The sequence below is a fragment of the Streptomyces genisteinicus genome (assembly GCF_014489615.1).
GTDB lineage: Bacteria > Actinomycetota > Actinomycetes > Streptomycetales > Streptomycetaceae > Streptomyces > Streptomyces genisteinicus.
The window spans coordinates 5660729-5686975 of the sequence record NZ_CP060825.1 but is presented as its reverse complement, the minus strand read 5'-3'; the positions used below and the strand labels follow the sequence as shown (position 1 = coordinate 5686975).

At 73.0% G+C, this 26247-nt stretch carries 21 protein-coding genes and 1 riboswitch; of the genes, 9 read left to right on the top strand and 12 right to left on the bottom strand.

Annotated features, from left to right (window positions below; translation table 11 throughout):
- Positions 1 to 211 precede the first annotated feature (211 nt).
- The 8 genes from IAG43_RS24690 to IAG43_RS24655 all read right to left on the bottom strand — a co-directional run bounded on the left by IAG43_RS24690 (position 212) and on the right by IAG43_RS24655 (position 9879).
- On the bottom strand, positions 212 to 1000 hold the full coding sequence (locus tag IAG43_RS24690; protein WP_187744622.1) for an ABC transporter ATP-binding protein: 789 nt from the start codon (positions 998 to 1000) through the stop codon (positions 212 to 214).
- Between the two features lie 131 nt (positions 1001 to 1131).
- Positions 1132 to 2148 carry a FecCD family ABC transporter permease gene (locus IAG43_RS24685; RefSeq protein WP_187742877.1) on the bottom strand — a complete coding sequence of 339 codons (1017 nt, stop codon included), beginning with the start codon at positions 2146 to 2148 and terminating at the stop codon, positions 1132 to 1134.
- Positions 2145 to 3212: an ABC transporter substrate-binding protein gene (locus tag IAG43_RS24680; protein ID WP_187742876.1), complete on the bottom strand. Its 1068-nt coding sequence runs from the start codon at positions 3210 to 3212 to the stop codon at positions 2145 to 2147. The genes IAG43_RS24685 and IAG43_RS24680 overlap by 4 nt, the downstream gene beginning before the upstream one ends.
- 61 nt (positions 3213 to 3273) lie before the next feature.
- Positions 3274 to 3481, bottom strand: a riboswitch (cobalamin riboswitch).
- Between the two features lie 46 nt (positions 3482 to 3527).
- Positions 3528 to 4571: a LacI family DNA-binding transcriptional regulator gene (locus IAG43_RS24675; RefSeq protein WP_187742875.1), complete on the bottom strand. Its 1044-nt coding sequence runs from the start codon at positions 4569 to 4571 to the stop codon at positions 3528 to 3530.
- Between the two features lie 90 nt (positions 4572 to 4661).
- Positions 4662 to 6392, bottom strand: a complete 1731-nt coding sequence (locus IAG43_RS24670) for a glycoside hydrolase family 43 protein (RefSeq protein ID WP_187742874.1) — start codon at positions 6390 to 6392, stop codon at positions 4662 to 4664.
- Between the two features lie 26 nt (positions 6393 to 6418).
- Positions 6419 to 7330 carry a carbohydrate ABC transporter permease gene (locus IAG43_RS35020; RefSeq protein WP_281403980.1) on the bottom strand — a complete coding sequence of 304 codons (912 nt, stop codon included), beginning with the start codon at positions 7328 to 7330 and terminating at the stop codon, positions 6419 to 6421.
- Positions 7331 to 7366: 36 nt separating this feature from the next.
- Positions 7367 to 8338: a carbohydrate ABC transporter permease gene (locus tag IAG43_RS24660; RefSeq protein ID WP_187742873.1), complete on the bottom strand. Its 972-nt coding sequence runs from the start codon at positions 8336 to 8338 to the stop codon at positions 7367 to 7369.
- Between the two features lie 260 nt (positions 8339 to 8598).
- Entirely contained in the window at positions 8599 to 9879 is a 1281-nt protein-coding gene (locus IAG43_RS24655; protein ID WP_187742872.1) for an extracellular solute-binding protein, read from the bottom strand.
- A gap of 383 nt (positions 9880 to 10262) precedes the next feature.
- On the opposite strand from IAG43_RS24655, the gene IAG43_RS24650 reads away from it, so the two are divergent.
- From IAG43_RS24650 to IAG43_RS24640, 3 genes are all read left to right on the top strand, one after another.
- Positions 10263 to 11894: a glycoside hydrolase family 26 protein gene (locus IAG43_RS24650; protein WP_187742871.1), complete on the top strand. Its 1632-nt coding sequence runs from the start codon at positions 10263 to 10265 to the stop codon at positions 11892 to 11894.
- A 122-nt stretch (positions 11895 to 12016) separates the two neighbouring features.
- On the top strand, positions 12017 to 13336 hold the full coding sequence (locus tag IAG43_RS24645; RefSeq protein ID WP_281403979.1) for a glycoside hydrolase family 26 protein: 1320 nt from the start codon (positions 12017 to 12019) through the stop codon (positions 13334 to 13336).
- Between the two features lie 289 nt (positions 13337 to 13625).
- Entirely contained in the window at positions 13626 to 15983 is a 2358-nt protein-coding gene (locus IAG43_RS24640; RefSeq protein ID WP_187742870.1) for an AbfB domain-containing protein, read from the top strand.
- A 51-nt stretch (positions 15984 to 16034) separates the two neighbouring features.
- Here the strand turns inward: IAG43_RS24640 and IAG43_RS35140 are convergent, their stop codons facing one another.
- Positions 16035 to 16364 (bottom strand): DUF397 domain-containing protein, encoded by a 330-nt coding sequence (locus IAG43_RS35140; protein ID WP_343075687.1) that lies wholly within the window; start codon positions 16362 to 16364, stop codon positions 16035 to 16037.
- On the opposite strand from IAG43_RS35140, the gene IAG43_RS24630 reads away from it, so the two are divergent.
- Entirely contained in the window at positions 16292 to 16810 is a 519-nt protein-coding gene (locus tag IAG43_RS24630) for a pyridoxamine 5'-phosphate oxidase family protein (protein WP_187742869.1), read from the top strand. The two genes, IAG43_RS35140 and IAG43_RS24630, sit on opposite strands and share 73 nt — an antisense overlap.
- Positions 16811 to 16874: 64 nt before the next feature.
- On the opposite strand, the gene IAG43_RS24625 is transcribed toward IAG43_RS24630, so the two are convergent.
- From IAG43_RS24625 to IAG43_RS24615, 3 genes are all read right to left on the bottom strand, one after another.
- The gene (locus tag IAG43_RS24625) at positions 16875 to 17861 is read right to left on the bottom strand and encodes a sporulation protein (protein WP_187744619.1); all 987 of its coding nucleotides are present in this window, start codon (positions 17859 to 17861) and stop codon (positions 16875 to 16877) included.
- 202 nt (positions 17862 to 18063) lie between these two features.
- Positions 18064 to 19245 carry an acyl-CoA dehydrogenase family protein gene (locus IAG43_RS24620; protein ID WP_187742868.1) on the bottom strand — a complete coding sequence of 394 codons (1182 nt, stop codon included), beginning with the start codon at positions 19243 to 19245 and terminating at the stop codon, positions 18064 to 18066.
- Between the two features lie 83 nt (positions 19246 to 19328).
- Positions 19329 to 20585: a CaiB/BaiF CoA transferase family protein gene (locus IAG43_RS24615; RefSeq protein WP_187742867.1), complete on the bottom strand. Its 1257-nt coding sequence runs from the start codon at positions 20583 to 20585 to the stop codon at positions 19329 to 19331.
- 103 nt (positions 20586 to 20688) lie between these two features.
- Between IAG43_RS24615 and IAG43_RS24610 the strand changes: the two genes are divergently transcribed.
- The 5 genes from IAG43_RS24610 to IAG43_RS24590 all read left to right on the top strand — a co-directional run bounded on the left by IAG43_RS24610 (position 20689) and on the right by IAG43_RS24590 (position 26105).
- Positions 20689 to 21729 (top strand): LysR family transcriptional regulator, encoded by a 1041-nt coding sequence (locus tag IAG43_RS24610; RefSeq protein ID WP_246574782.1) that lies wholly within the window; start codon positions 20689 to 20691, stop codon positions 21727 to 21729.
- Between the two features lie 132 nt (positions 21730 to 21861).
- The gene (locus IAG43_RS24605) at positions 21862 to 22686 is read left to right on the top strand and encodes an alpha/beta fold hydrolase (RefSeq protein ID WP_187742866.1); all 825 of its coding nucleotides are present in this window, start codon (positions 21862 to 21864) and stop codon (positions 22684 to 22686) included.
- A 330-nt stretch (positions 22687 to 23016) separates the two neighbouring features.
- Positions 23017 to 24402, top strand: coding sequence for an MFS transporter (locus IAG43_RS24600; protein ID WP_187742865.1), 1386 nt, complete (start codon positions 23017 to 23019; stop codon positions 24400 to 24402).
- An 18-nt stretch (positions 24403 to 24420) separates the two neighbouring features.
- Positions 24421 to 25296, top strand: a complete 876-nt coding sequence (locus IAG43_RS24595; protein WP_187742864.1) for an HTD2 family dehydratase — start codon at positions 24421 to 24423, stop codon at positions 25294 to 25296.
- The gene (locus IAG43_RS24590) at positions 25293 to 26105 is read left to right on the top strand and encodes an HpcH/HpaI aldolase/citrate lyase family protein (RefSeq protein WP_187742863.1); all 813 of its coding nucleotides are present in this window, start codon (positions 25293 to 25295) and stop codon (positions 26103 to 26105) included. Before IAG43_RS24595 ends, IAG43_RS24590 begins: the two co-directional genes overlap by 4 nt.
- Positions 26106 to 26247: the final 142 nt, after the last annotated feature.

Here is a 26247-nt window from a genome sequence, read left to right as displayed (position 1 = left end):
GGAAGGCGACCCGCACCCTCGTGAGCAGGCACTTCCCTCCCGGAGCCCCGGCGCCCTCCGGGGCGCCGACTCCTCCCGAGGAGGCCGCGGTTCAGCGTACTCGGCCCGGTCGGACGCCGGAGGGACCGAGCGGGCTTTGATCGGATCTCCAGCAGAACGTGGTCCTCCGTGTCCCCTTGTGTGCGTTCGCGCGCCCTTTCCGGCGGCTTTCCTATGACGGGGCGGACACCGGTGCAGCGGCGCCGGGCCGGAGAAAGCGGATCACCGGATGGCCGTGTTCCAGGGACACCTCGGCCCCCACCCCGTACACCTCCGCGATCAGACGGGGCGTCAACACCGCGGCGGGGCTGCCCTCCGCGACCACCCGGCCGTCCCGGAGGACCAGCAGCCGGTCGCAGAACATCGCGGCGAGGTTGAGGTCGTGCAGGGCGACCACGGTGGTGACGGGCAGACCGGCGACCAGTTCGAGGAGGTCCAGCTGGTGCTGGACGTCCAGGTGGTTGGTCGGTTCGTCGAGCAGCAGCTCGCGGGGCTCCTGCGCCAGGGCCCGCGCGATCTGGGTGCGCTGGCGTTCACCGCCGGACAGGGTGTGCCAGGACTGGGAGGCGCGGTCGGAGAGCCCCGTGCGCGCCAGCGCGGCGTCGACGGCGGCGCCGCCCGACGCCGGGGCGGCCGACCAGGCCCGGCGGTGCGGGATCCGGCCGAGCGCGACGACGTCGCGCACGGTCAGTTCGGTCTGGGTGTGCGCGTGCTGCTCCACCGTCGCCACACGGCGCGCGACCGCGCGGCGCCCCATGCCGGTCAGGGGACTCCCGTCCAGGGTGACGACGCCCGCCGTGGGGGCGAGCACACCGGCGAGGAGCCGGAGCAGGGTCGACTTGCCGGCCCCGTTGGGTCCCAGCAGACCCAGGGTCTCCCCCGGGCCGAGCGTGAGGCTCACCCCGTCGACGACGAGCCGGCCCCCGGTACGGCGGGAGACCCGCTCCGCCCCGAGCCCCAGCCGCCCGGCCCCGCCCGCAGCGGCGTCCTCCGAGCGCCCGGCCCCGCCCGCAGCGGCGTCCCCGCCCCCGGGAGGTGCGGCGGCCGGCTTCGCCCGCCCCGCCCGCCCGGCCGCCGGGCGGCCCGCGGCGCTCACACCGTCCTCCGGCCCCGGTAGAGCACGGCCACGAAGGCCGGAACGCCGATGAGCGAGGTGACCACTCCCACGGGAACCTCCTGGGGATCGAGGACCGTCCGGGCGGCGGTGTCCACCCAGACCAGGAAGACGGCGCCGGCCAGCGCCGTGACCGGCAGCAGCCTGGCGTGGCCGGAGCCCGTCAGGGCCCGGGTCGCGTGCGGCAGCACCAGGCCCACGAAGCCGATCGCCCCGGCGCTGCTGACCAGGGCCGCGGTCAGCAGCGCGGTGGCGCAGAGCAGCACCAGGCGGGCGCGGTTCACGTGCACGCCCAGCGAGGCCGCGGCCTCCTCCCCGAAGGCGAAGGCGTCCAGGGTGCGGGCGTGCCCCAGACAGACGGCGAGCACGGCCGCGAGGACGAGCGAGCACAGCAGCACCTCGGACCAGCCGGCCCCGGCGAGCGAGCCGAGCAGCCAGAACAGCACGCCCTTGGTGGTCTCCGCGTCGGCGGAGGTGAGCACGGTGAAGGAGGTGAGCGCGGAGAACAGCTGCATGGCGGCCACACCGGAGAGGACCACCCGGTCGGTGGTGCCGCCGAGGGTGTGGCTGAGCGCGAGGACGAGTCCGAAGGAGACGAGGGCGCCGGCGAAAGCGCCCGCCGACAGGGACACCGCGCCGCCGCCGACGCCGAGGACGACCACCGCGACCGCCCCGGTGGAGGCCCCGGAGGAGACGCCCAGGACGAACGGGTCGGCCAGCGGGTTGCGCAGCAGGGACTGCATGACCGCGCCGCACAGGGCGAGACCCGCGCCGCAGACGGCGGCCAGCAAGGTGCGCGGCATCCGCAGGTCCCAGACGATGCCCTCGCGCAGCGGGGTGAGCGTGGTCTCCCCCGCCCCCAGCCGGGCCGCGACGGAGGCCCACACGTCGGCGGTGGAGATGTCGGCGGGGCCGATCGTCACGGCCGTCGCGATCGACAGCGCCAGGGCGAGCAGCCCTCCCCCGGACAGCAGCGCGGTGCGCCGCCGGGTCACTTCGCGAGTCCGAGTCCGCGCAGCCCCGCTGCCACCTGCTCGACGCCCTCGACGGTGCGGATGGACGGGTTCATCGCCTGCCCGCTGAGGAGGATGTAGCGCTTCTCGCGGACCGCGGTCAGGTTGCGGGTGGCGGGGTCGGTCTCCAGGAAGCGGATCTTGGCGGCGGCGCTCTCCGCGGTCTGGGACTTGCGGGTCAGGTCGCCGATGACGATGGCGTCGGGGTCGCGGTCGGCGACGGTCTCCCAGTTGATCTGGGGCCACTCGTCGTGGGTCCCGGCGAAGGCGTTCTGCGCGCCGACGGCGCGGGTGATGGCTCCGGGGGCACCGCAGCAGCCGGCCAGGTAGGGCGACTGCGCGTTGGCGAACCAGTACATGAGCGAGACGCCGGAGGCGTCGAGGCCGTCGGTGGCCGCGCGCACCCGGTCCTCCAGGCGGGCGACCAGCTCCGCGCCGCGCTTCTCGACGCCGAAGGCGGTCGCCAGGTCGCGTATCTCGCCGTAGACGTCGGTGAGTTCGAGGGGGCGGCTGCGGGCGCCGTCGCCGCCGCTCGCGTTGTCCTTGCCCGCGGCGCAGTCGGACGGGGAGACGTAGGCGGGCACGCCCAGCTTCTCGAACTGCTCGCGGGTGGCGACCCCGCCCTTGCCGAGGGTGGACTCGAAGGAGGCCGTGACGAAGTCGGGCTCGGTGTCCAGGACCTTCTCGAAGGAGGGGTTGTTGTCGGCGAGGCGCGGTACGGAGGCGTTCGCCTTCTCCAGGCCCTTCATGACGGGGTCGGTCCAGGTGGCGGTGCCCGCGATGCGGTCGGCGAGGCCGAGGGAGAGCAGGATCTCGGTGGTGCCCTGGTTGAGCGAGACCACGCGCTTCGGCGGCGCGTCCAGGGTGACCTTGTGGCCGCAGTTGTCGATGGTGCGCGGATAGCCGCCGGTGGCCCCGGCGTCGTCGGCCGTGCCCTCGTCGGCGCCGGTGCCGCACGCGGTGAGCAGCAGGGCGGGGACGAGCAGGAGGGCGGCGGAACGGAGGGGCGCGCGGCGCGGGGCGGGGCGCGGGAGAGTACGGGGCACGGGGAACGCCTCGGAGTCGGGGCTCGTACGCGGAGCCTGGCCTGTGGGTCCCTTCCCGCACGGGTGCGGAAAGGTGCCAGCAGGTCTTCGGACTCGGGTTCGTCCGGACGGGGCGCCTTCCCGGGAGCTGCCCGTGCGTGCCTTGTGGCGCGTACGACTCCCAGTGGCGTGCTCGCCCCGCCCGTCCCCCTCACCGCTGCGCGTCAGCTCCGGATTCGCACCGGATTCCCTGGCCGTGGTGTGGCTCGACTGGCTCCGGCAGGCTATCAAGCAGGCCCGGGGCGCTGGACGGGGCCCTGACCGACCGGGGGCCGGTCAGCGCGCCGCGCGCGGCGCGGCCGTGCTGCCGCGGACGACGAGCTGGGTGGCGAGTTCCAGGCGCAGGTGCTCGGCCGGTTCCCCGTCGACGATGCGCAGCAGGGTGTTCGCGGCCATGGCGGCCATGTCGAGCAGGGGTTGGCGGACCGTCGTGAGCGGCGGGTGGGTCCAGCGGGCGACGGGCAGGTCGTCGAAGCCGACGACGCTGACGTCCCCGGGGATGGCGTGGCCGCGGGCCCGCAGCGCCTCGAAGGCTCCCAGGGCCTGGAGGTCGCTGGCGGCGAAGACCGCGGTCGGCGGCTCGGCGCCCTCGGCCTCCGCGAGGTCGAGCAGCCGGTTCATCTCGTCCCGGCCCGAGACGTCGTTGAACTCGCCGTGCGGCACCCAGCCCTCGGGGACGGTGAGTTCCGCCTGTTCCATGGTGGCGCGGAAGCCGTCGGCACGGGCCCGGCTGCACAGCACGTGGCGGGGGCCGGCGAGGTGGGCGATGCGGGTGTGGCCGAGTGCGATCAGGTGCTCGGTGGCGCTGACGGCGCCGGCCCAGTTGGTGGCGCCGACGGTGGGGACGAGGGCGTCGACGCTGCCGACGGGGTCGACGAGGACGAACGGCACGTCCATGGCGGCGAGCCGGCGGCGCTGCTGGGCGGTCAGCTCGGAGACGACGAGGATGGCGCCGTTGCTGCGGCGGGCCGCCATCTGGTCGATCCACTCGCGGGTGTCGGAGCTGCGGCCGTGCACGGCGGAGAGGACCATGCTGGCGCCCGCGGCGTGCAGCACCTCGTCGACGCCCCGGATGATCTCGACGGACCAGAGGCTGTCGAGTTCGTTGAGGACGAGGTCGATGACGGCGCCCCGGCGGCGTGCCGGGCGGCGCTGGTAGCCGAGGCGGTCCATGACGGCCTCGACGCGCTCCTTGGTGTCGGCGGAGACGTCGGAGCGCCCGTTGAGGACCTTGGACACGGTGGAGACGGAGACGCCGGCCTCCGAGGCGACGCTGTTCAGGGTGACCCTGGCGGTGTCGTCCGGATGCTCCGCGCTCATGCCTGTCGTCCCGTTCCGTCGTGTGGTGGGTGGGTGCTGCCGCTCCGGGAAGACTATGGCCTCCCGGAGCGGCACGGCGTCGTCCCTCGTTCAGGGCCGTTCACCGGCGCCGTCGCCGGTCTCGCGGTATTCCGCCCAGTCGAAGTCGGCGGGCATCGACGCGCCGGTGAGGTCCTGGGCGCACAGGCCGATGTGGGCACCGGTGAAGCCCCACGCCGTGAAGTGGCCGGTGGCGGGATCGCCCTGGGTGGCGTTCTCGTCGGAGAGCCGTGCGACGTCGAGGAGGGGGCCGGTGGTCCGCCACCGGGCGTCCGGCACCGGGAGGCGCCAGGCGAAGCGGCCCTCGGCGCCGCGGACGGTGAGCCGCAGTTCCAGCGGGCCGTCCGGGACGGGGACCGGGGGGGCCGGTTCCGTGTAGGCGCCGTGGTCGCAGACGCCGACGCGCAGGACCCTGCCGAGTTCCTCGTCCCGGGTGAGGTGGGCGTAGTGCCACAGCCCGGAGTTGTAGTAGTGGACGATGCCGGCCATCTGGAGCGGCGAGGCGGGGTCGGCGTCCAGCAGGGTGGAGAAGTCGGCGTCCGGGGCCTGCTGGCGCCGGGCGACGAGGCTCTGTCCGTGGGTGGACCCCAGGGACTGGCCGCCGCGCAGGCGCAGGTGGCCGGGGCGTTCGCCGAGGGTCAGCCAGGACGGGTCGGGGTGGCGGCGCAGGGTGGACCAGCGGACGTCCGGTGCGGGCAGGTCGAAGTCGTCCCGGTCGGGCGCCGCGGGTACGGGCGCGGCGGGCAGCCGGGGTCCCGGCACGGTGGTGCGGGGCAGCGCGGCGCCGTGGTGGCCCGCGGGCGGTGTGCCGCCGAGACGCGGCCAGCCGTCCTCGGTCCACTCGACGCGCTGGATCGCGGTCTCGCGCCCGAGGACGCAGGCGCCGAGGGGGGTGAGGGGGCGGGCCGTGAGGTGGGCCAGGTACCACTCGCCGCCGGGGGTGGCCACGAGGCTGCCGTGGCCGGCCTTCTGGAGCGGCAGCCGCTCGTGGCCTGCTGAGGTGAGCAGCGGGCCGGCCGGGTCCGGTTCGTAGGGGCCGGTGACGGCGCGGCTGCGGGCGACGGTGGCGGCGTGCCCCCAGGAGGTGCCGCCCTCGGCGGTGAGCAGGTAGTACCAGCCGTCGCGGCGGTAGAGGTGGGGGCCTTCGGTGTGGGCGAGGGCGGTGCCGGTGAAGACGCGGTGGAGCGGGCCGGTGACCCGGCGCCGGTCGCGGTCCCACTCCTGGAGCAGGATGCCGGCGAACGGGTGCCGGCCGGGCCGGTGGTCCCACTCCATCCACAGCGCCCAGCTGCGGCCGTCGCCGTCGGGTCCGTCGTCGTGGAAGAGGGACGGGTCGAAGCCGTGGGAGGGGAAGGGCGCCGGGTCGGACCACGGTCCGTGGGGCGAGGGGGCGGTGATCACCAGGTTGCGGACGTCCTTGAAGGCGCCGGAGAGGTTGGTGACGTCGCTGTAGACCAGGTGGAACAGTCCGCCGGTGAAGGACAGGCAGGGGGCCCAGACGCCGCCGGAGTCGGGGCGTCCGGCGAGGTCGATGAGGCGGGTCTCGTCGAGGATGCCGCCCGCGGGGCGCCAGTTGACGAGGTCGCGGGAGTGGTGGAGGGCGACTCCGGGCAGCCATTCGAAGGTGGAGGTGGCGATCCAGTAGTCGTCGCCGACGCGGAGGATGGACGGGTCGGGGTGGAAGCCGCGCAGCACCGGGTTGGCGATGGCGGCCGCGTGGCGGGCCGTGTCCCCGGTGCCGGCGGGCCGGTCCTGTGCGCGGGCTGTGGGCAGGGCGGTCATGGGTCTCCGTAGCGTGGGGGGGGCGGTCAGCCCTTGACGGCGCCGGCCATCACACCGGACACGATCCGGCGGGCCAGGACGGTGAAGACGACGAGCACGGGCAGCACCGACACCACGACGCCGGAGAGCATGAGCGTGTAGTCGGTGTAGTAGCCGGCGGCGAGCTGGTTGAGGGCGATCTGGACGGTGCCGTTCTCCGGCGGGAGGGCGATGAGCGGCCAGAAGTAGTCGTTCCAGGCGAACATGAAGGTGAACATCCCGAGGACGGTCGCGGTGGTGCGGACGCCGGGGACGACGACGTGCCAGTAGGTGCGCAGCAGTCCGGCGCCGTCCATGCGGGCGGCCTCGATCAGTTCGTCGGGGATGTTCTCCTCGATCGCCTGCCGCATCCAGAACACGCCGACGGCGGAGACCAGGGCGGGCACGATGAGGGCGGACAGCCTGCCGTACATCCCCATGTCGGTGACGAGCATGTAGAGCGGGATGATGCCGAGCTGGGTGGGCACCATGACGGTCACCACGACGCAGACGAGGAGCGGGCCGCGTCCTCGGAAGCGGAGTTTGGCGAAGGCGAAGCCGGCGAGCGACGACAGCAGCACGTTGGAGACGGCCGTGGTCGACGCGACGATCAGCGAGTTCCCGAGGGCCTGCCAGAAGGCGGAGAGCTCGAAGACCCGCTGGATGTTCTCGATCAGGTGCCCGCCGGGGACGAGGGGCGGTGTCGTGCCGGCGAGGACGGAGTTGTCGTCGTGGGAGGCGACGACGAAGCTCCAGTAGAGCGGGAAGACGGAGGCGGCGGTGACGGCCGCGAGCAGGGCGTAGGCGACGGGGCCCGCCGCGTCGAGCCTGCCGGGCCCGCGGCGGGGTGCGGTGCGCCCGCCCGGTCGGCGGCGGTCGGCGCGGGCGGCGGACGGCCTGGTGGGTGCGGTGACGGCCATGTCGGTTCCTCTGGACGGCGAAGGGGTGAGCGGGTGTCAGCGGCGTTCGGAGCGGCGGGCGAGCAGGAAGTTCACTGCCGCGATGACCGCGATGACGAGGAAGAGCACCCAGGAGACGGCGGAGGCGTAGCCGGCGTCGTTGTTGATGAAGCCGTACTTGTAGAGCATCAGCGTCAGCGTCTGGAACTGGTGCTCGGCGCCGCCCTCCGCGTTGCCCTGCTGGTCGAAGAGGAACGGCTCGGCGAAGAGCTGGAGGCCGCCGATGGTGGAGATGACGACGGTGAAGACGATGGTGGGGCGGATCGCCGGGAGGGTGACCTTGCGGAACGTCAGGAAGCGTGAGGCCCCGTCGATCTGGGCCGACTCGTACAGGTCGCGCGGTACCGCCTGCATGGCCGCGAGGAAGATCAGGGCGTTGTAGCCGGTCCAGCGCCACATGACCATGAAGCTGATCGCGAGGTGCGAACTCCAGGTGTCCGCCGTCCAGTCGACGGGGGCGCTGATGATCCCCAGGTTCTCCAGGGCCCAGTTGACGATGCCGAAGTCGCGCCCGAAGAGCTGGGAGAAGACGAGGGCGACGGCGACGACGGAGACGTACTGGGGCACCAGGACGAGGGCGCGCCAGACGCTGCGGGCGCGCAGGTGCCGGTCGAGCAGCCAGGCGAGGCCGAGGGCGGCGAGGAGTTGGGGGACGGTGGAGAGCAGGAAGATGCTGAGGGTGTTGAAGGTGGCGGTGTAGAAGTCGGAGTCCCCCAGCAGGCGGGTGAAGTTGTCGAGGCCCACCCACTGTCCCTGTCCGGCGAGCCGGTCCCAGTCGTGCAGGGAGACCCAGAAGGTCTGGAGCAGGGGGTACAGCCCGAAGACGCCGAAGACGGCGAAGAACGGGGCGATGAAGAGGTAGGGCAGCAGATGCCGTCCCGGGCGCAGCCGCCGCGGCGGCCTGCCGGCCCGGGTGCCCCGGGCGGGGCCCGGGCTGGGGGCGGGGATGGTGCGGGCCTGGACCGCCATGCGGGTTCTCCGAGGGTACGAGGGCCGAAGGGGCGAGGAGCCGGGGGTGAGGGGGCCGGTGACGGGCTGGTGATGAGCCGGGGGCGGGGGGCGCCTGTCCGGGGGACTGCCGGCGCTGCGGCGGGCGGGCGGTTCGGGGCCGGGCGGCGGTCGCTGCCGCGGGGAGGTGGCCCGGGGACACCGGGCGGCGGCAGGGCCGGGGAACCGCCGCCCGGCGTCCGGGCCGGGTCCGGGCCTGTTCGCGCAGGCCCGGACCGGGATCAGCGGATGTTCTTGGCCGCGTCGTCGAGCGCCTTGTCCCACGCCTTGTCCGCGTCGGCCTTGCCCTGCTCGACGAGCTGGAGGGCGTTGCCGAACGGGATGCGGGCCTGCTGGTCCTTGGTGCCGCGGTAGTTGGGGCTCAGGTACTTGGCGGAGGCGGCGAAGAGGGCGCCGGTCGGGGCGTCGTTGAAGTACGCCTGCTTCGCGCCCTGCACCTGGGGATCGTCGAGCACCGGGACGAGGGAGGGCAGCGCTCCGACCGGTCCGGTGAAGATCTTCTTCTGGGAGGCGGCGGAGGTGAGGAAGTCGGCGAGTTCGGCGGCTTCCTTCGCGTGCTTGCTCTGCTTGGGGACCGTGAGGAAGGAGCCTCCCCAGTTGCCGCCGCCACCGGGCACGGCGGCGATGTCCCACTTGCCGGCGGCCGCCTCACCGGCGGCGGTCTTGATCTGGCCGGTCATCCAGGCGGGGCAGGTCATGGTGGCCATGCGGCCGAGCTTGATGCCGGCGTTCCACTGCTGGCTGAAGGGAGCGAGGTTGGCCGACTGCTTGTCCGCGGTGGCCTTCGCCGTCGCCATGAAGAACTCGCGGACCTTCGGGTTGCTGTCCCCTATGTACTGGTCCTGTGCGTCGAAGAAGCCGAACTCGGTCTGGTTCATCATCGCGGTGAAGATGTTGCCCGAGCTGTCGAACCAGGCCTTGTCCGCGACCTTCTCCCGGAACTTCTCGCCGGTGGCGAAGTAGGCGTCCCAGGTGGGCCAGAGCTTGCCGACCTCGGTGCGGTCGGTGGGCAGCCCGGCCTGCGCGAAGAGGTCCTTGCGGTAGCAGATGGCGAGGCTGCCGACGTCGGTGCCGTAGCCCATGACGAAGTCCTGGGTGCCGAGGGTGCCCTGCTCCCACTTCCAGGCCAGGTACTCGTCCTTGCGGTCGGCCGCCCCGTGGTCGGCGAGGTTGACGAACTTGTCCTTCACCGCGCGGAACTTCGGCAGGTAGCCCTCCTCGATCGCGACGACGTCGGCGGCGCCGCTGCCCGAGGCGATCTGGGTGGAGAGCTGGTTGTGGTGCTGGTCGAACTGGGAGATGCGCTCCTTGATCTCGATGTCGGGGTGGGAGCGCTTGTACTCCTCGATGAGGGGCTTGTAGCCGAAGTCGCTGAACGTGGCGACGGTCAGGGTGATCTTCCCGTCCGCCGCTCCGGAGCCCGAGCCACAGGCGGGCAGGGCGACGAGGGTGACGGCGGCGGCGAGCGCGACGGCGGTTCTGCGGGCACGCGTACGGCCCATGGTGGTCCTCCGGAAGAGGGGGTGCGGGATGAGTGGCACCAAGGTCCCCGCTCACGAAACTCATGTCAATAGTTTCGCGAAATGATGAGGAAACTTGAGATGCGACTTGCGCCAGCCAACGTCACGAGCACACCCGAGAGCGCCACACACCCTCTCCACCTGCACATACACAGCGAGCTGGATGGGCGCAGTCGGCGAAACCCCTTGCGAACACCCGAGCCCTCTGCGCAGTTTTCGTAACACGTTCGGCTGACCTGCACAGACCGACGAAACTTTCGCGAGTGCTTGACCGCCCCCGCGGCAGCCAGCAGCATGTGCGACCGCCCGCCAGTGATCCACCGCCGGGCCCCACCCCCTCGTCCCCGGAACCCGGAGGCACCCGCATGCACCACCCCCGACACCCACGACCACGCAGACCGCTCCGGCGGGCCCTCGTCGCCGCCGCCTCGGCCGCGGCGGCCCTGCTCTCCCTCGCCGCGCTCCCCTCCACCGCGCAGGCCGCGGGACCGTCCGGCCGCGGCGTCCCCGCCGACGGCAAGGTCATGCTGGTGATGGGCCAGGACAGCGACACCCTGTCCGACTACCGCACCGACGTCCTCTCCCAGTCCTCCCTCGGGGCGCCGGCCCCCGGCGGCGTCACCCTCTACACCAACCTGGTGCTCGGCGGATCGCCCGAACCGCTCGCCGGTATGAACAGCCCCGCGAACTGGGGCGCGGGCACCGTCGACTTCGCCCGCACCATGCGCGAGTACCCGAACGCCGCCGTCGCCGTCGGGCTCTACCTCTCCGACGCCACCTCCGGCTGCAACAACCAGCCGCTGCGCGCGATCATCGGCCGGAACGACGCCGACGTGACGGCCGGCAACCCGAGCCTGATCACCCAGTACCGGGCCAAGGTCGACGAGATGGTCAACCGGTTCAAGAGCTACGACCGGGACATCCTGCTGCGTATCGGCTACGAGTTCGACGGCCCGTGGAACTGCTACAGCGCCGACTTCTACAAGGAGGCGTTCCGCTACATCAAGGGCCGCATCGACGCCCTCGGCGCCACCCGTGTCGCCACCGTCTGGCAGAGCGCCGCCTGGCCGGTCAACACCCACCCGGACCACCCCGAGTGGAACTACATCGTCACCGACCCCGGCCACCTCGACGACTGGTACCCGGGTGACGCCCACGTCGACTGGGTCGGCCTCTCCTCGTTCTACAACTCCCGCTCCGTGCAGTCGCAGTGGGGCTGCGGCTCCTACGACACCGACCCGGTCGGCCTCCAGAACCGCATCCTCGACTTCGCCCGCGCCCACGGCAAGCCCGCCATGGTGTCGGAGGCGGCCCCGCAGGGGTCCCGCACCGGTGCGAAGACCAAGAGCTGCATCTTCCGCAACAGCCCGGCCGGCGCGAGCGGGCAGGCCATCTGGGACGGCTGGCACGCCGGCTACTTCGACTGGGTGAGCCGCAACCAGGACGTCATCAAGTCCGCCGCCTACATCAACACCAACTGGGACGCGCAGACCCAGTGGCAGTGCGCCGCGGGCGCCCAGGCCGGCGGCCCGGGCTGCGCCAACGGCAACTGGGGCGACTCCCGCGTCCAGGCGGACCCCACCGTGCTGGCCAACTTCGTCGCCGAGATCAGGAAGCCGATGTGGTCCACAGGGACCGCCGGCCCCGGCCCGAACCCGACGCCCACACCCACTCCCACGCCCACCCCGACGCCGACGCCGACGCCGACCGGTGGTCCCAGCGACCCGCCGGACGGCGCCAAGTACACCCACGGCGTCGCGGGCGGCACGCTCTGGTTCGCGCCCAAGGGCTACGACCTGACCTTCGTCACCGTGCAGTACCGGATCAACGGCGGCGCCCCGCAGAACCACTTCCTCACCCGTGACACCGCCGACCAGCGGTGGGAGCTGCCGGTGTCGGTGCCCTCCGGCGCCACGCTGAGCTACTTCTTCAACTACCAGCCGACCACCCAGACCAGCCAGATCACCACGCCCGGCCACACCTGGACCGCTCCCTGACGGGACCGGCTCCCCCGGACGGCGGGGTGCGCGGGGCGGCGGCCCCGCGCACCCCGTCCCGCTCCCCGCATCCCCCACACCGATCCCCCCGTCCGCGCCGCCAGGCGCGGGAAGGAGCCACCGTGCCGACACTCCGCCAACCGGGCACCGGCCTGCGCCGAGTCGCCACCGCCGTCGCCGCCGCCCTGCTGATCACCGGCGCCGCGGCCGGCCTGCCGTCCACCGCGGCGGCCGCCCCCGGCGCCCAGGACCGCACCGCCGCATCCCCCGCGGACACCCGCACCACCGCCGCCGCCCCGGCCGCCCCCGCCGGCGCCGCCGTCGCCGCCGCGGCCCCCGAACTGCTGCTCGGCCAGTCCACCCGCGCCGCCTGGGACGACTTCCACAGCTTCGGGCAGGACGCGGACGGCGGGTCCGTCTACTACGAACTCCGCTCCGGCGACTGGGTCGGCCCCGGCCACCGCGACTACGCCACCCTGCTCGCCTCCCGGAACAAGACCGTGCAGATCGGCGTCAGCTGGAAGGACAACCCGCCCGGCTTCCCCGGCGGCGACGAGAACACCAAGGCCGCCCGCTCCCGCGCCGTGACCGCCGAGATCGCGGCGGGCGGCCACACCGCGCAGCTCGACCGGCTGCTCGCCTTCACCGACGCCCACCCGGGCGCCCGCTTCAAACTCCGCCTCGACTACGAGGTCAGCAGCCACTACCACTGCACCGACGCGAGCTGCTCCTCCTACAAGGGGGCGTTCACCCGGCTGGCGTCCTACCTCGACAGCCGCTCCCAGGCCCGCAACCTGGAGTACGTCTTCCACCCGGTGCGCGGCGAGTTCGAGGCCATGTACCCGGGTGACGCGGCGGTCGACTGGATGGGCGTCTCGGTCTTCGCCCACGAACTGTGCCTACCGATCTACGAACGCGGCTACCTCTACAACGGCACCCCGCCGCAGAACTACGACGTCGCCGCGAGCCAGTGCCGCAACGCGTACATCGGCACGGACTCCCACGGCAACCCGGCAGCGGTGTGGCGGAACTTCGACCACGACGGCAACGTGCTGAAGCTGGTGAAGTTCGCCAAGGACCACGGGAAGCCGGTCGTGCTGTCCGAGGCGGGCATGATGAACTTCACGGCCGACGCGGGCGCCACCCACGGCATGGAGCAGGAGCGCGGCGACCTGTGGGTGCGCCGGCTGTTCTCGCTGCTGAACTACCAGGGCCCGATCCCCAACCTGCCGGGCACCCACGACCTGCGCGGGGTGATCCGCTCGGTGGTCTACATCGACCTGGACTTCCGCTACGGCTGGGACGGGATCGACGACGGCAGCTTCGACTTCGCCCCGGACACCACCTGGTTCGTCGACGGACGGCTGTCCCGCTACGGCGCGGCCAAGGCGTCCTTCTGCCAGGGGCTCGCGGCGAACGGCTTCACGGCGCGCTGCCGCTGAGCCCGCCGTACCCGGCCCGGCCACCGCACGACCCGTCCCGCACGGACCCGTCCGCCCCGGCGGGTTCGTGCGGGACGGGTTTACAGCGGCCGTCCAACGATGTAAAAGCTCTCTCCAACGATGTAAAGCATCCCGACCGCCGCGCCCGCCCCGGCCGGCGGTCCCCCGCACCTCCGACACGTCCGGCACGCCCTGCACCTCCGACACGTCCCGCACGTCCGACACGTCCCGCACCTCCGACACGTCCCGCACGTCCCGCACGTCCGACACACCAGACCAAGGAGCCCCGATGCGTCCGTCGTTACCCCCACGGAACCCCCGACGCCGCCTCCCGCGGTGGCGCCGCCTGACCACGGCGCTCGGCACGGCGGCCGCGCTGTGCGCGGGCATGCTGCTGGCGGGCGGCCCCTCCCAGGCGGCGGAGGCCGCGTGGACGCCCAAGCCCGCCCCGATGACGACCCCCTGGACCAACCAGGTGCCCGTCGACAAGCCGCTGAACGAGTACCCGCGCCCGCAGCTCACCCGCGCGGACTGGCTGAACCTCAACGGCATCTGGGACTTCGCCGTCACCGGCGCGAACGCCGGCCGTCCCGCGACGTTCGGCGAGCAGATCCGCGTCCCCTTCCCCGCCGAGTCCGCGCTCTCCGGCATCCAGCGGAAGATCACCCAGAACGACAAGCTCTGGTACAAGCGCACCTTCACCGTGCCGGCCGGCTGGAGCGGCAAGCGGGTCCAGCTCAACTTCGGCGCCAGCGACTGGCGTACGACGGTGTGGGTCAACGACCAGCAGGCGGGCGCGGTCCACAGCGGCGGCTACGACGCGTTCACCTACGACATCACCCCCCTGCTCAACGGCGGGACGAACACGATCGTCGTCTCGGTCTTCGACCCGAGCGAGACCGGCGGCCAGGCCGTCGGCAAGCAGCGCATCCGCGAGACCACCCCGCAGCCCGGCGGCGGCATCTTCTACACCGCCGCGTCCGGCATCTGGCAGACCGTGTGGCTGGAGCCCACCGCCGCGGCCCGCGTCACCCGCCTCGACATGGTGCCCGACCTCGGGAACAGCACCCTGAAGGTCACGGTGCACGGCGCCGGGGCCGGCGGCCACCAGGCCCGGGTCACCGTCTCCTCCGGCGGCACCGCCGTCGGCACCGCCACCGGACCGGTCGGCTCGGCGTTCACCGTGCCGGTCCCCGGCCCCCGGCTGTGGACGCCGGAGGACCCGTTCCTCTACGACGTCCGCACCGAACTGGTCTCCGGCGGCACCGTCGCCGACTCCGTCGGCAGCTACACCGGCATGCGCTCGGTCTCCGTCGGCAGCGTCGGCGGCAAGCAGCGGTTGCTCCTCAACGGCCGGCCCGTCTTCCACAACGGCACCCTCGACCAGGGCTACTGGCCCGACGGCATCTACACCGCGCCGACGGACGACGCCCTCCGCTACGACCTCCAGAAGCACAAGGACCTCGGCTTCAACATGGTCCGCAAGCACATCAAGGTCGAGCCGCAGCGCTGGTTCTACTGGGCCGACCGGCTCGGCCTGCTGGTCTGGCAGGACATGCCCTCGATGGACCTGCGCACCCCCGACGCGGCCGCCCGGGTCCAGTGGGAGGCCGAGTACGACCGGATCATCGACCAGCACCGCAGCTCCCCGTCCGTGGTGATGTGGGTCAACCAGAACGAGGGCTGGGGCCAGTACGACCAGGCGCGGATCGCGAACGAGGTGAAGGCGTACGACCCCTCGCGCCTCGTCAACAACATGAGCGGCGTCAACTGCTGCGGGTCGGTGGACGGCGGCAACGGTGACGTGGTCGACCACCACGTCTACGTCGGTCCCGGTGTCACCCGGCCGTCCGCCACCCGGGCGGCGGTCCTCGGCGAGTTCGGCGGGCTCGGGTTCCGCGTCGCCGGGCACGAGTGGTACCCGGGCGGCGGCTTCTCCTACGAGAACCAGCAGAGCCTCGGCCATCTGAACGACCGCTACATCGGCCTGATCGACGCCATGCGCGAGACCCAGGTGCCGCTGGGCCTCTCCGCGTCCGTCTACACCGAGATCACCGACGTGGAGAACGAGGTGAACGGCCTGCTCACCTACGACCGCCAGGTCGTCAAGGTCGACGAGGCACGCGTCCGGGCCGCCAACCAGGCCCTGATCAACGCCTCCCGCAACCCGGCGGCCCCGACGGCCCTGCCGACCGGCGTCAACCGCTCCCTGCGGGTCACCACCCCCGGCTTCACCGACCGCTACCTGCGCCACCAGGACGCCCTCGGCTTCACCGAGGTCGTGAACGCCTCCAGCAGCGCGCTGCTCAAGGCCGACGCCACCTGGAAGATCGTCCCGGGCCTCGCGGACGGGGCGTGCTACTCCTTCGAGTCGCGCAACTATCCCGGGCAGTACCTGCGCCACCGCGAGTACCGGGTGCACAAGGAGGCCGGCGACGGCGCCCTGTTCCGCGCCGACGCCACCTGGTGCCCGGCCCCGGCCACCGGCGGGGTGCGCCTGGCCTCGTACAACTTCCCGGACCAGTACCTGCGCCATTACGCCTCCGAGCTGTGGCTCGCCACCCCCGGCGGCACGCACGCGTACGACACGAACGACCGCTTCCGCGAGGACACCACCTGGTCGGTGGACAGCCCCTGGGCCCCCTGACCGCCCCGCCCGTCCCGGGGCCGCACCGGCCCCGGGACGGGCGCCCGGCGCTCAGCGCGCGGCGAAGCCGAGGAAGTCGCCCCAGGCTGCGGGGGCGAGGGTCAACTGCGGGCCGTCCGCCACCTTCGAGTCGCGGACATGGACGGCGTCGACCCGTACAGCCGAGAGGTGCAGGGGTGGCGCTGCCGGCCTTCGGCGGCAGCGACGACGGCCCTCGCGCGGTCGGGGCGCAACCCGACCGGAGCAACCTCGGCGCCGCTTCGTCAATGACGACAGAGGGTGTCGGGTATACGGCCGACGATGGGCGTATGCGCGAAACCCCTGAAGAACTCGACAAGCTCCAGTCCCTGCTCGACTCGTCCCTCGCCGGCTCGACCGCACACCTCCGCTCGATCGTCGAGGACCGCACCATCACGGCGGCGCAGCTCACCGGGGTCCTCACCGGCATGTGCACGCTCGCCCTCTCCACGGTGACCGCGAAGGGCGAACCGCGGATCAGCGGCGCCGACGGGCACTTCCTGCACGGCCGGTGGCACTTCGGCACGGCGCGCAGCGCCGCCAAGGCCCGTCATCTCGCGGCCCGTCCGGCGGCCAGCGTCGCGCACATGCGCGGTGAGGACCTCGGCGTGTTCACCCACGGCAGGGTGGAGGAGCTGAACCCCGAGGACGCCGCGACCACGGCCGACTGGGAGGAGCTCCTCGCCTACTTGAAGGACTTCTACGGCGACGACTCCTTCGACTGGAACCGCGAGGTCGTCTACTACCGGCTGAACCCGCACTGGATGACCGTCTACGCCCCCGACCTCGGCAAGCTCACCGGCACGTGACGCCGGCCCGTAGACGAGGCCCGCACCTGCGCGTACGCGGGTGCGGGGCCGGGCGCCCGGGGGCTCAGCCCTCGTCCTCCTCCTCGTCGCCCTCGAAGAAGTCCCCCACCTCGTCGACGACCTCGGCCGCGACCATGCCGCCGACGACGCCGACGGCGAGGCCGGCCGCGCCCGCGGCGACCGCGGTGCCCACGCCGGGACCGGAGCCGTGGCCGTGGCCGTGGGACTCGTGCGGGCCGTGGCCGTACGCGTCGTGGGAACCGTGCCCGTGCCCGTGTGCGGCGTTCCCCTCCACCAGCTGCCGCACCCAGGAGTCGACCTCGGCGTTCCAGTCGGCGGGGCCGCCGTGGTGGGCCACGGTGAAGCGGGTGAGGGCGTCGTGGCCCTCACCGTGGAAGCCGGCACGCTTGTCGGCCTCCAGGACGACCTCCACACCGGCGGGGCCGGCGAGGAAGGTCACCTCGATCTCGTTCACCAGGTCCGCCCAGCGGGGCGAAGGAGCGATCTCGATCTCCTGGTAGAAGGGGAGCTGCTGGCCCGTGCCCCGGATGCGGCCGAGTTCGAGGTCGGCCGAGACGAAGCCGAAGCCGAGCTGCCCGAAGGCTTCGAGGATCGCCTCCTGGACGGGCAGCGGGCGGACGGCGGCCCGGTCGATGTCGCCGCTGTCCTTCGCGCCGGCGACGCCCAGCTCGGTGCGGACCCCGAGGACGATGCCGAGGTCCTGGCCGTACAGCTCGGTGACGGGCGTCTCCCAGGGCAGGTCGAGGGCGAAGGGCACCCGGCGCGGTTCGCCGGCGGCGAGCCGGAAGCCGCCGCCGACGGTGAAGCGGCCGAAGCCGACCGTGCCCTCGGACTCGCCGTCCTCGTGTTCGGCCTCCACGCGGGCGACCAGTTCCAGGGTGATGTGCTCGATCGTGAAGTCGGCGTCCCCGCCCTTCAGATGCACTTCTCCCGTGAGGCTCCCGCCCGGCGTCACCGCGCCCGGGTCGAGGACCGTGTCCACCTCGGGACCGCCCACACCGAGCGTTCCGAGCAGCCGCTTGAACACCATCGTGGCGTTCACTCCTTCGTGCGTCCGTGCCACCTCTACATGACTGTAGAAGAATAGGGCCGGGTGCCGGCCGGCCACGGCACATCCCGCGCCACTCGGCCGCACAACGGCCGAAAGCCGCCCCTCGGCACCGAGGAGCGCCGGAGCCCGGACCGCCGGAGCCCAAGACGGCAGACCGCCGGAGCCCGGCGCGGCAGAGCCCTCAGCCGTCGAGGCCGCCCCGCTTGACCAGCTGGCTCGCGATCACGTTCCGCTGGATCTCGTTGGTGCCCTCGCCCACGATCATCAGCGGCGCGTCCCGGAAGTAGCGCTCCACGTCGAACTCGGTGGAGTAGCCGTAACCCCCGTGGATACGCACCGCGTTGAGGGCGATCTGCATGGCCGTCTCGGAGGCGAACAGCTTCGCCATGCCCGCCTCCATGTCCACCCGCCGGCCCGCCTCGGCCTCGCGCGCCGCGTAGAGGGTGAGCTGGCGGGCGGCGGTGAGGGAGGTCGCCATGTCGGCCAGGTAGTTGCCGACCGACTGGTGCTTCCAGATCGGCTTGCCGAACGACTCCCGCTCCTGCGCGTATGCGAGCGAGTCCTCCAGCGCCGCGCGGCCGACGCCGAGCGCGCGGGCCGCGACCTGGAGGCGGCCGGTCTCCAGGCCCTTCATCATCTGGGCGAAGCCCCTGCCCTCGACACCGCCGAGCACCGCGTCCGCGGGGGCGCGGTAGTCCTCGAAGGAGAGCTCGCAGCTCTCCACACCCTTGTAGCCCAGCTTGGGCAGGTCGCGGGAGACGGTGAGCCCGGGGCCGTGCTCGACGAGGAGGATGGAGACACCGCGGTGCGCGGGGACCGCCTCGGGGTCCGTCTTGCAGAGCAGCGCGATCAGACCCGAGCGGCGGGAGTTGGTGATCCACGTCTTGGTGCCGTCGACCGCGTACCCCGCCGCTCCCCCGTCCCCCTCGATCCGGCGGGCGACGGTGCGCATGGCCTGGAGGTCGGAGCCGCCGCCGGGCTCGGTCAGCGCCATGGTGGCACGCATCTCACCCGTGGCCATCCGCGGCAGATAGCGGCGCTTCTGCTCCTCGGTCCCGTAGTGCAGCAGCAGCTTGGCGACGACGGTGTGACCGCCCATGGCGCCCGCCAGGCTCATCCAGCCGCGCGCCAGCTCCTCGGTGACCAGGACGTAGCACGGGGTGGAGACGGGGGTGCCGCCGTACTCCTCGGGGACGGCGAGGCCGAAGACGCCGAGTGCCTTCATCCGCTCGATCAGGGCCTCGGGGTAGACGTTGCCGTGGTCGAGTTCCCGCGCGACCGGCTTGACGTCCTTGTCGACGAAGTCGCGCACGGTGGTGACGACGAACTGCTCGTCCTCGGACAGGATGTCCAGGGTGCTCATGGCCTCGGCTCTCCTTGCTGCGGTGGTGGGGGCGGTGGGGCAGCCCGTGATGGCGGTGGTGGATCGGAGGGACGCGCGGAAGGTCAGACGACACCCCCGGCGCGGAGGGCGTCCACGGCCGCGGAGTCGTAGCCCAGCGCGGCGAGCACCGCGTCGGTGTGCTCGCCGAGGGCCGGTACGGCGTCCATGCGCGGGACGAAGCCCGCCAGGTCGGCGGGCGGCAGCAGGGCGCTCACCGTGTGCCCGCCGGGAATCCCCACCGGACGCCAGCGGTCCCGGCCGGCCAGCACCGGGTGGTCCAGGAACTGCGCGACGTCGTTGACGGGGGCGTTGGCGATGCCGATGGAGTCGAGCAGCTTCATCGCGGCGTCGCCGTCCGAGGCGGCGAACCGCTCGGCGATCAGCGCGTTCAGCTCCCGGCGGTGGCGGACGCGGGCGGAACCCGTCGCGAAGCGCGGGTCGCCGGTCAGGCCGGGCGCACCCAGGAAGTCCCGGCACAGGGAGGCCCATTCGCGCTCGTTCTGCACGGAGATCAGCACCTCGGTCCCGTCGGCGGCGGTGTAGGTGCCGTACGGGGCGATGGTGGCGTGCTGGGTGCCGGCCCTCGGGGGCTGCGCGCCGCTGTGGGCGGTGTAGTGGGCGGGCTGGCTCATCCACTCGGCGAGCGCCTCGAAGAGCGAGACCTCGACGGGGTGCACGGTGCCGTGCACGGCCCGGGTGAACAGCGCGGTGAGAATGCCGCTGTAGGCGTACATGCCGGCGGCGATGTCGGCGATCGACACCCCCACCCGTGCGGCCTGGGCGGCGCTGCCGGTGAGCGAGACGAGTCCGGTCTGGCACTGCACCAGCAGGTCGTACGCCTTGCGGTCGGCCCACGGGCCGCTCGTGCCGTAGCCGGAGACGGTGCAGGGGACGAGGGAGGGGAAGCGGCCGGCCAGCGCGGCCGGCCCGAGGCCCATCCGCTCGGCGGCGCCGGGGGCGAGGTTCTGCACGAACACGTCGGCGTCCGCGAGGAGTTCGTCAAGGACGGCGCGTCCGGCACCGGTCTTCAGATCGAGGGTGACGGACTCCTTGGAGCGGTTGAGCCAGACGAAGTAGCTGGACTCTCCGTGCACGGTGGTGTCGTAGCGGCGGGCGAAGTCCCCGCCGCCCGGACGCTCCACCTTGATCACCCGCGCGCCGAGATCGGCGAGCTGGCGGGTGGCGAAGGGAGCGGCGACGGCCTGCTCGATGCTCACGACGGTGATGCCGGCGAGCGGCAGGGTTCCGTCGCGCCGCGGCGGCGTCGCGCCGGGGGACGGCTGGGCTCCGTCGTGCTGCGGTGGGGTGGTGCCGGCCATGGGGTGACCTCCGGGTGGAGCGGGAACGGCGGCTGCCCGAACGGGGAGTACCATCATGGACATTCATGCGACGCGAAGTGAAATAACGATCCCTGATGTGACCATGCGCGCCGGGGATGCCTCGCGCACCGCCGCCGGGAAGGGGCACCTCGTGGACGTCAAGCAGCTGAAGGCGCTGATCACCGTGGCGGAGGTGGGCAGCGTGACGCGCGCCGCCGAGCTGCTGCACCTGGTGCAGCCCGCCGTCACCCGGCAGATCCGCACGCTCGAGGAGGAGCTGGGCGTCCCTCTGTTCCAGCGCACCCGGCAGGGCATGCGGCCCACCGAGGCGGGCCAGATCATGATCGACCGGGCCCGCCGGGCGCTGAACGAACTGGAGCGGGCCCGCGCCGAGGTGCAGCCGAGCCCCGGCGAGGTCACGGGCATCGTCACCGTCGGTCTGCTGGAGAGCACCAGCGACCTCCTCGCCGAGCCGCTCGTGGCGGCGCTCGGCGCCGCCCACCCGGGCGTGGAACTGCGTCTGATGACGGGGTACTCGGGCCATCTCCAGCAGTGGCTGGACGACGGCGACCTCGATCTCTCGCTCCTGTACAACCTGGACAGCACACCGTCGCTGAACGCCCGGCCGCTGGTGCGCGAGCGCCTGTGGGCGGTGGCCCCCGCGTCGGCGGGCCTCTCCGCCGGGACGCCGGTCGCCTTCGCCGACGTGGCCGCGCATCCGCTGGTGATGCCCGCCGCGGGGCACTCGCTGCGGACCCTGATCGACGGCGCGGCGGCCCGTGCGGGGGCCACGATGCATGTCGCCGTGCAGACCAACGCCATGCGGGTGCAGAAGCGCCTGGTGCTCGCCGGGCACGGCTGGACGGTCCTGCCGGGTGTCGGCATCGCGGAGGACGTGGCCCGGGGCGAGCTCAGCGCGGCGCCGCTGCACGAGCCCGAGGTGTGGCGGTCGATCGTGCTCGGCACGCCGCGCTACGGGCGTGTGCCGCCTGCCGTGGCGGCCGTCGCGCGGGCTCTCGTCCGCACGATGGAGGCGGCCGTGCGGGACGGCCGGTGGCCGTCCGCCCGGTGGACGGCCACCGAGGGCACGGCGGAGGGTGGCGCGACCGACGCCGCGACCGACGCCGGGGGCGCCGGCACCTGACGGCCGGACCGCGCGGCGGCGCACGACAGCCCCCGACCGGCAGCCGGGCGAGGAACCGGACACACCGATCGCGAACCCAGGGCGACGGGCAACGGGTGACGACCAACGACCAACGAGGAGACGGCGGACGACATGACCCACCACCACCGCGACCACGGCACCCCCTCGCAGGACGGCGGGCACGACGGCTTCGCCCGCACCGACGACGGCGTCGACCTGGCGTACCAGCGGCGCGGCACGGGCCGCACGCTGGTGCTGCTCGCCGGCCAGGCGAACAACCACCGCTGGTGGGACGGCGTGCGCGAGGACTTCCACGCCGCACACAGCACCCTGACCCTCGACCAGCGCGGCACCGGAGCGAGCGGCGCGCCGCACGGGGGCTGGTCCACCCGCCGGTTCGCCGAGGACGTGATCGCCGTCCTGGACGCGCTCGGGGTGGACGAGGCGGACGTGTACGGCACCTCCATGGGCGGCCGCGTGGCCCAGTGGGTCGCCGCCCTCCATCCGGGGCGGGTGCGCCGCCTCGTCCTCGGCTGCACCTCGCCCGGCGGACCGCACGCGGTCGAGCGGGACGGCGGGGTGCGGCGCGCACTGGCCGGGTCCGACCCGGTGGCCGTGCGGACCGCCCTGACCGAACTGATGTACACGCCCGCGTGGCTCGCCCGCCACCCCGGCCCGTACCGCACCCTGGGCGACCCGGACATGCCCCGGCACGCCCGGCACGGACATCTGCTGGCCAGCAACGGGCACGACGCCTGGGACGCGCTGCCCTCGATCACCGCGCCCACGCTGGTGCTCCACGGCGACGAGGACCGGCTGACCCCGCCGGACAACGTTCCGCTGCTGACCGCCCGCATCCCCGACGCCCGGAGCCGTCTGTTCCCCGGGGCGCGGCACGCCTACTTCGAGGAGTGCCGCCAGGAGGCCGGCGCCGTCGTGCGGGACTTCCTCACCTGAGGCACCCGGGGCACCCGGGGCACCCGGGGCTCGAGGCACCTGGGGCACCAGAGGCACCCGCCCCATCCCGCGCACCCGAGGCGCCTCACGCACCTCACGCGCGCCCCACGCGCCTCGGAGGGAAGCGCTCCGTTTCCGGCGGGCGGCCGCGGGGACCGCGCGGGTCCCATGCGTCCCCTTCATGCGGCCATCACGGGTTTCTATTGTTCAACTCCACCCATCAGTGCTCATGATGTGTGGCACCTGAGCCGCCGCCCAGCAGGAGCCCATGCCCGCTGGACACCCGAGCCGCACCGCCGTCCCCGGGCGACAAGAGCAACGGGAGCTTCCATGTCGCAGAGCCGCACACCGTCAGCCGCCCCACCACCCGCGCCGGAGCGCAGCCGCGTCACGGCCAACGTCGTACGCGGCTGTCTCGGCAACCTCGTCGAGTGGTACGACTGGTTCGCCTACGCCACCTTCAGCATCTACTTCGCCTCCGTCTTCTTCCCGGAGGGCAACCAGACCGCCCAACTGCTGTCCACAGCGGTCGTCTTCGCCGTCGGCTTCTTCATGCGCCCCCTCGGCGGCTGGCTGCTCGGCGCGTACGCCGACCGGTTCGGCCGGCGGCGGGCGCTGACCCTGTCCGTCACCCTGATGAGCGCCGGCTCGCTGACCATCGCGGTCGCGCCGGGCCACGACACCATCGGCTTCTGGGCCCCGGTGCTGCTGGTCCTCGCCCGCCTCGCCCAGGGGCTCTCCGTGGGAGGCGAGTTCGGCTCCAGCGCCTCGTACCTCTCCGAGGTCGCGCCGGCCGGCAAGCGGGGCTTCTACTCCAGCTTCCAGTACGTCTCCATCGTGATGGGCCAGTTGGCCGCCCTGCTGGTGGCCATCGTGCTGCAGAACGTTCTCACCGACGACCAGCTGCACGGCTGGGGCTGGCGCATCCCGTTCGTGGTCGGCGCCGTCGCGGGACTGGTCGTGATGTACCTGCGCCGGACCATGGAGGAGTCCGAGCACTTCGAGCAGGAGCAGGCCCGCAAGGCGGCGCAGGGGCCGGACTCGCGCGAACGCAAGGGCCTGATCGCGCTGTTCGCCGAGTACCCGCGCCAGCTGCTGGCCGTCTTCGGCCTCGCCATCGGCGGCACGGTGGCCTTCTACACGTACACCACGTACCTCCAGAAGTACCTGGTGAACACCGCGGGGATACCCAAGGACACGGTGACGCTCATCGGCTTCGCCGCGCTCTTCGTCTACATGTGCATGCAGCCCGCCGTCGGTGCGCTCTCCGACCGGATCGGCCGGCGCCCGGTCATGTTCGCCTTCTCCGGCGGCTGCATGATCATCACCGTGCCGCTGATGTCGCTGCTCGGCCGGACCGACAGCCCCTGGGCCGCCTTCCTCCTCATGACGTTCGCCCTGACCTTCGTCACCGGCTACTCGGCGCTCGCCGCCATCATCAAGGCGGAGATGTTCCCCACCAAGGTGCGCGCGCTGGGCGTCGGCCTGCCCCACGCCCTGGTGACGGCCACGTTCGGCGGGCTCACCGAACCCATCGCGCTGGGGCTGAAGGACGCCGGGCACGAGAACCTCTTCTTCTGGTACGTGACCGGCTGCGCCGGACTGACGTTCCTCGCGACCCTCCTCGTCCGCGAGCCCTCCCGCGCCTCCCACCTGGAGACCGGCCCCGCGTCCGGCGCCTCGCCGGAGCCCGCCAGGGCCGTCCCCCTCAGCTGAACCACGAGGTCATCACCGATGCCGTCCCCGCACTCCCCCTCCCTCGCGTCCCACGTCGAGACCTGGCGCCCCGGGCCGGTCACCGCCCGCGACCCGCTGGACCCCGGGCCCGCCGCCGCCTTCTCCGCCCTCCTCGACCTGCCCGCCCCCGCGGCCGGCCCCGGCGACCCGCTCCCGCCGCTCTGGCAGTGGTTCCACTTCCTCCACTGGCCCCCCGGCCACGCCCTCGGCCCCGACGGGCATCTGCGCGACGCGCGCTTCCTGCCGCCGATCCCCGACCGGCAGCGGATGTTCGCCGGAGGCCGGTGCGAGATCGCCGAGCCGCTGCGGCTCGGCGAACCGGCCGAGCGGGTGAGCAGCCTCGCCGCCGTGACCGCCAAGAGGGGGCGCAGCGGGGAACTGCTCTTCGTCACCGAACGCCAGGAGTTCCGCCAGGGCGGGCTCCTGTGCATGGTCGAGGAGCAGGACATCGTCTACCGGTCCGGACGCGCCGGGGGCGGAAAGCATCCGGCGGAGGTGGACGAGGGCCCCGCCCCCGTCTCCGACGCCCCGTGGCAGCTGGGCCTGCGCCCCGACCCCGTGCTGCTGTTCCGGCTCAGCGCGCTGACGGCCAACGCGCACCGCATCCACTACGACGCCCCGTACTGCCGCGACACCGAGGGCTACCCGGGGCCGGTCGTGCACGGCCCGCTGCTCGCGCTGCTCATGCTGGACACCGTCCGGCGCAACTCCCCCGGACGGCAGGTCCGTTCCCTCTCCTTCCGGCTGCACCGCCCCGCGTTCTCGGGCGAACACCTGCTCGCCGAGGGCATCCCCGACGGCGGCACCGTCCGGCTTAGCACCGGCAGCCGGCGCGAAGCCCGGCACGCCACGGGAGAGGCGGCCTTCGCATGAGCGGGGACCTCCCCGAGGCCGAGCGTCGCCTCGCGGCCGCCCGCAGCTTCCTCTTCGTGCCCGGAGACCGCCCGGAACGCTTCGCCAAGGCCGCCGGCTCCGGGGCCGGTCTGGTCATCGTCGACCTGGAGGACGCCGTCGCCCCCGGCGACAAGGAGCGCGCCAGGCGGTCGGCCGCCGACTGGCCGGGGCTCGGCGCCCGGACCGTCGTCCGGGTCAACGCGCCGGGCACGCCCTGGTTCGACGCGGATCTGGCGATGGCCGCCGGCCGGGGCTGCCCGGTGATGCTGCCGAAGGCGGAGGATCCGGCCGTCGTCGCCGCGGTGGCCGGCCGGGTGCCGCTGATCGTGCTGGTGGAGACTGCACTCGGCGTCGAGCGGGCCTTCGACGTGTGCTCGGTGCACGGTGTGGTCCGGGCCGCGCTCGGCAACGTGGACCTGGCCGCTCAGCTCGGCGTCGCGCACGACGACCTCACGGCCCTGGCGTACGCCCGGTCCCGGCTGGTCACGGCGTCCGCCGCCGCGGGCATCGCGCCGCCGGTCGACGGCGTCACCACCGCCGTGCGCGACCTCGCCGCCCTGACCCGCGACACCGACCACGCCCGCCGCACGGGCTTCGCCGCGAAGCTCTGCATCCACCCCTTCCAGGTGGGCCCGGCCTCCGACGCCTTCGTCCCCACCGAGACCGAACTCCGCTGGGCCCGCTCGGTCGTGGGCGCCGGGGACTCGGTCACCACGGTGGACGGGCACATGATCGACCGCCCGGTCCTGGAGCGGGCGCGCGGCATGCTGGCGCGCGCCGGCTCCTGAGCCGCCCGGCACCCGGCCCTCCGCCCGGAAACCCCGCACCCGAACCGCACATGCGGCCCAAACACCGGGAATTCCGGCAGAGTTTAGGAATAGGTTTGGCAAATAATATGCCCGGGCCGTTGCCAAACCAACGCGACCGTTG

What these genes read in the sequence shown, in the direction of transcription:
- IAG43_RS24600 (WP_187742865.1), top strand. Translation starts at nt 23,017, where the DNA reads ATGTCGCAGAGCCGCACACCGTCAGCCGCCCCACCACCCGCGCCGGAG.
- IAG43_RS24610 (WP_246574782.1), top strand. Translation starts at nt 20,689, where the DNA reads ATGCGCGCCGGGGATGCCTCGCGCACCGCCGCCGGGAAGGGGCACCTC.
- IAG43_RS24640 (WP_187742870.1), top strand. Translation starts at nt 13,626, where the DNA reads ATGCGTCCGTCGTTACCCCCACGGAACCCCCGACGCCGCCTCCCGCGG.
- IAG43_RS24660 (WP_187742873.1), bottom strand. Translation starts at nt 8,338, where the DNA reads ATGGCGGTCCAGGCCCGCACCATCCCCGCCCCCAGCCCGGGCCCCGCC.
- IAG43_RS24650 (WP_187742871.1), top strand. Translation starts at nt 10,263, where the DNA reads ATGCACCACCCCCGACACCCACGACCACGCAGACCGCTCCGGCGGGCC.
- IAG43_RS24620 (WP_187742868.1), bottom strand. Translation starts at nt 19,245, where the DNA reads ATGAGCACCCTGGACATCCTGTCCGAGGACGAGCAGTTCGTCGTCACC.
- IAG43_RS24605 (WP_187742866.1), top strand. Translation starts at nt 21,862, where the DNA reads ATGACCCACCACCACCGCGACCACGGCACCCCCTCGCAGGACGGCGGG.
- IAG43_RS24625 (WP_187744619.1), bottom strand. Translation starts at nt 17,861, where the DNA reads ATGGTGTTCAAGCGGCTGCTCGGAACGCTCGGTGTGGGCGGTCCCGAG.
- IAG43_RS24630 (WP_187742869.1), top strand. Translation starts at nt 16,292, where the DNA reads ATGCGCGAAACCCCTGAAGAACTCGACAAGCTCCAGTCCCTGCTCGAC.
- IAG43_RS24675 (WP_187742875.1), bottom strand. Translation starts at nt 4,571, where the DNA reads ATGAGCGCGGAGCATCCGGACGACACCGCCAGGGTCACCCTGAACAGC.
- IAG43_RS24655 (WP_187742872.1), bottom strand. Translation starts at nt 9,879, where the DNA reads ATGGGCCGTACGCGTGCCCGCAGAACCGCCGTCGCGCTCGCCGCCGCC.
- IAG43_RS24670 (WP_187742874.1), bottom strand. Translation starts at nt 6,392, where the DNA reads ATGACCGCCCTGCCCACAGCCCGCGCACAGGACCGGCCCGCCGGCACC.
- IAG43_RS35020 (WP_281403980.1), bottom strand. Translation starts at nt 7,330, where the DNA reads ATGGCCGTCACCGCACCCACCAGGCCGTCCGCCGCCCGCGCCGACCGC.
- IAG43_RS24590 (WP_187742863.1), top strand. Translation starts at nt 25,293, where the DNA reads ATGAGCGGGGACCTCCCCGAGGCCGAGCGTCGCCTCGCGGCCGCCCGC.
- IAG43_RS24595 (WP_187742864.1), top strand. Translation starts at nt 24,421, where the DNA reads ATGCCGTCCCCGCACTCCCCCTCCCTCGCGTCCCACGTCGAGACCTGG.
- IAG43_RS24615 (WP_187742867.1), bottom strand. Translation starts at nt 20,585, where the DNA reads ATGGCCGGCACCACCCCACCGCAGCACGACGGAGCCCAGCCGTCCCCC.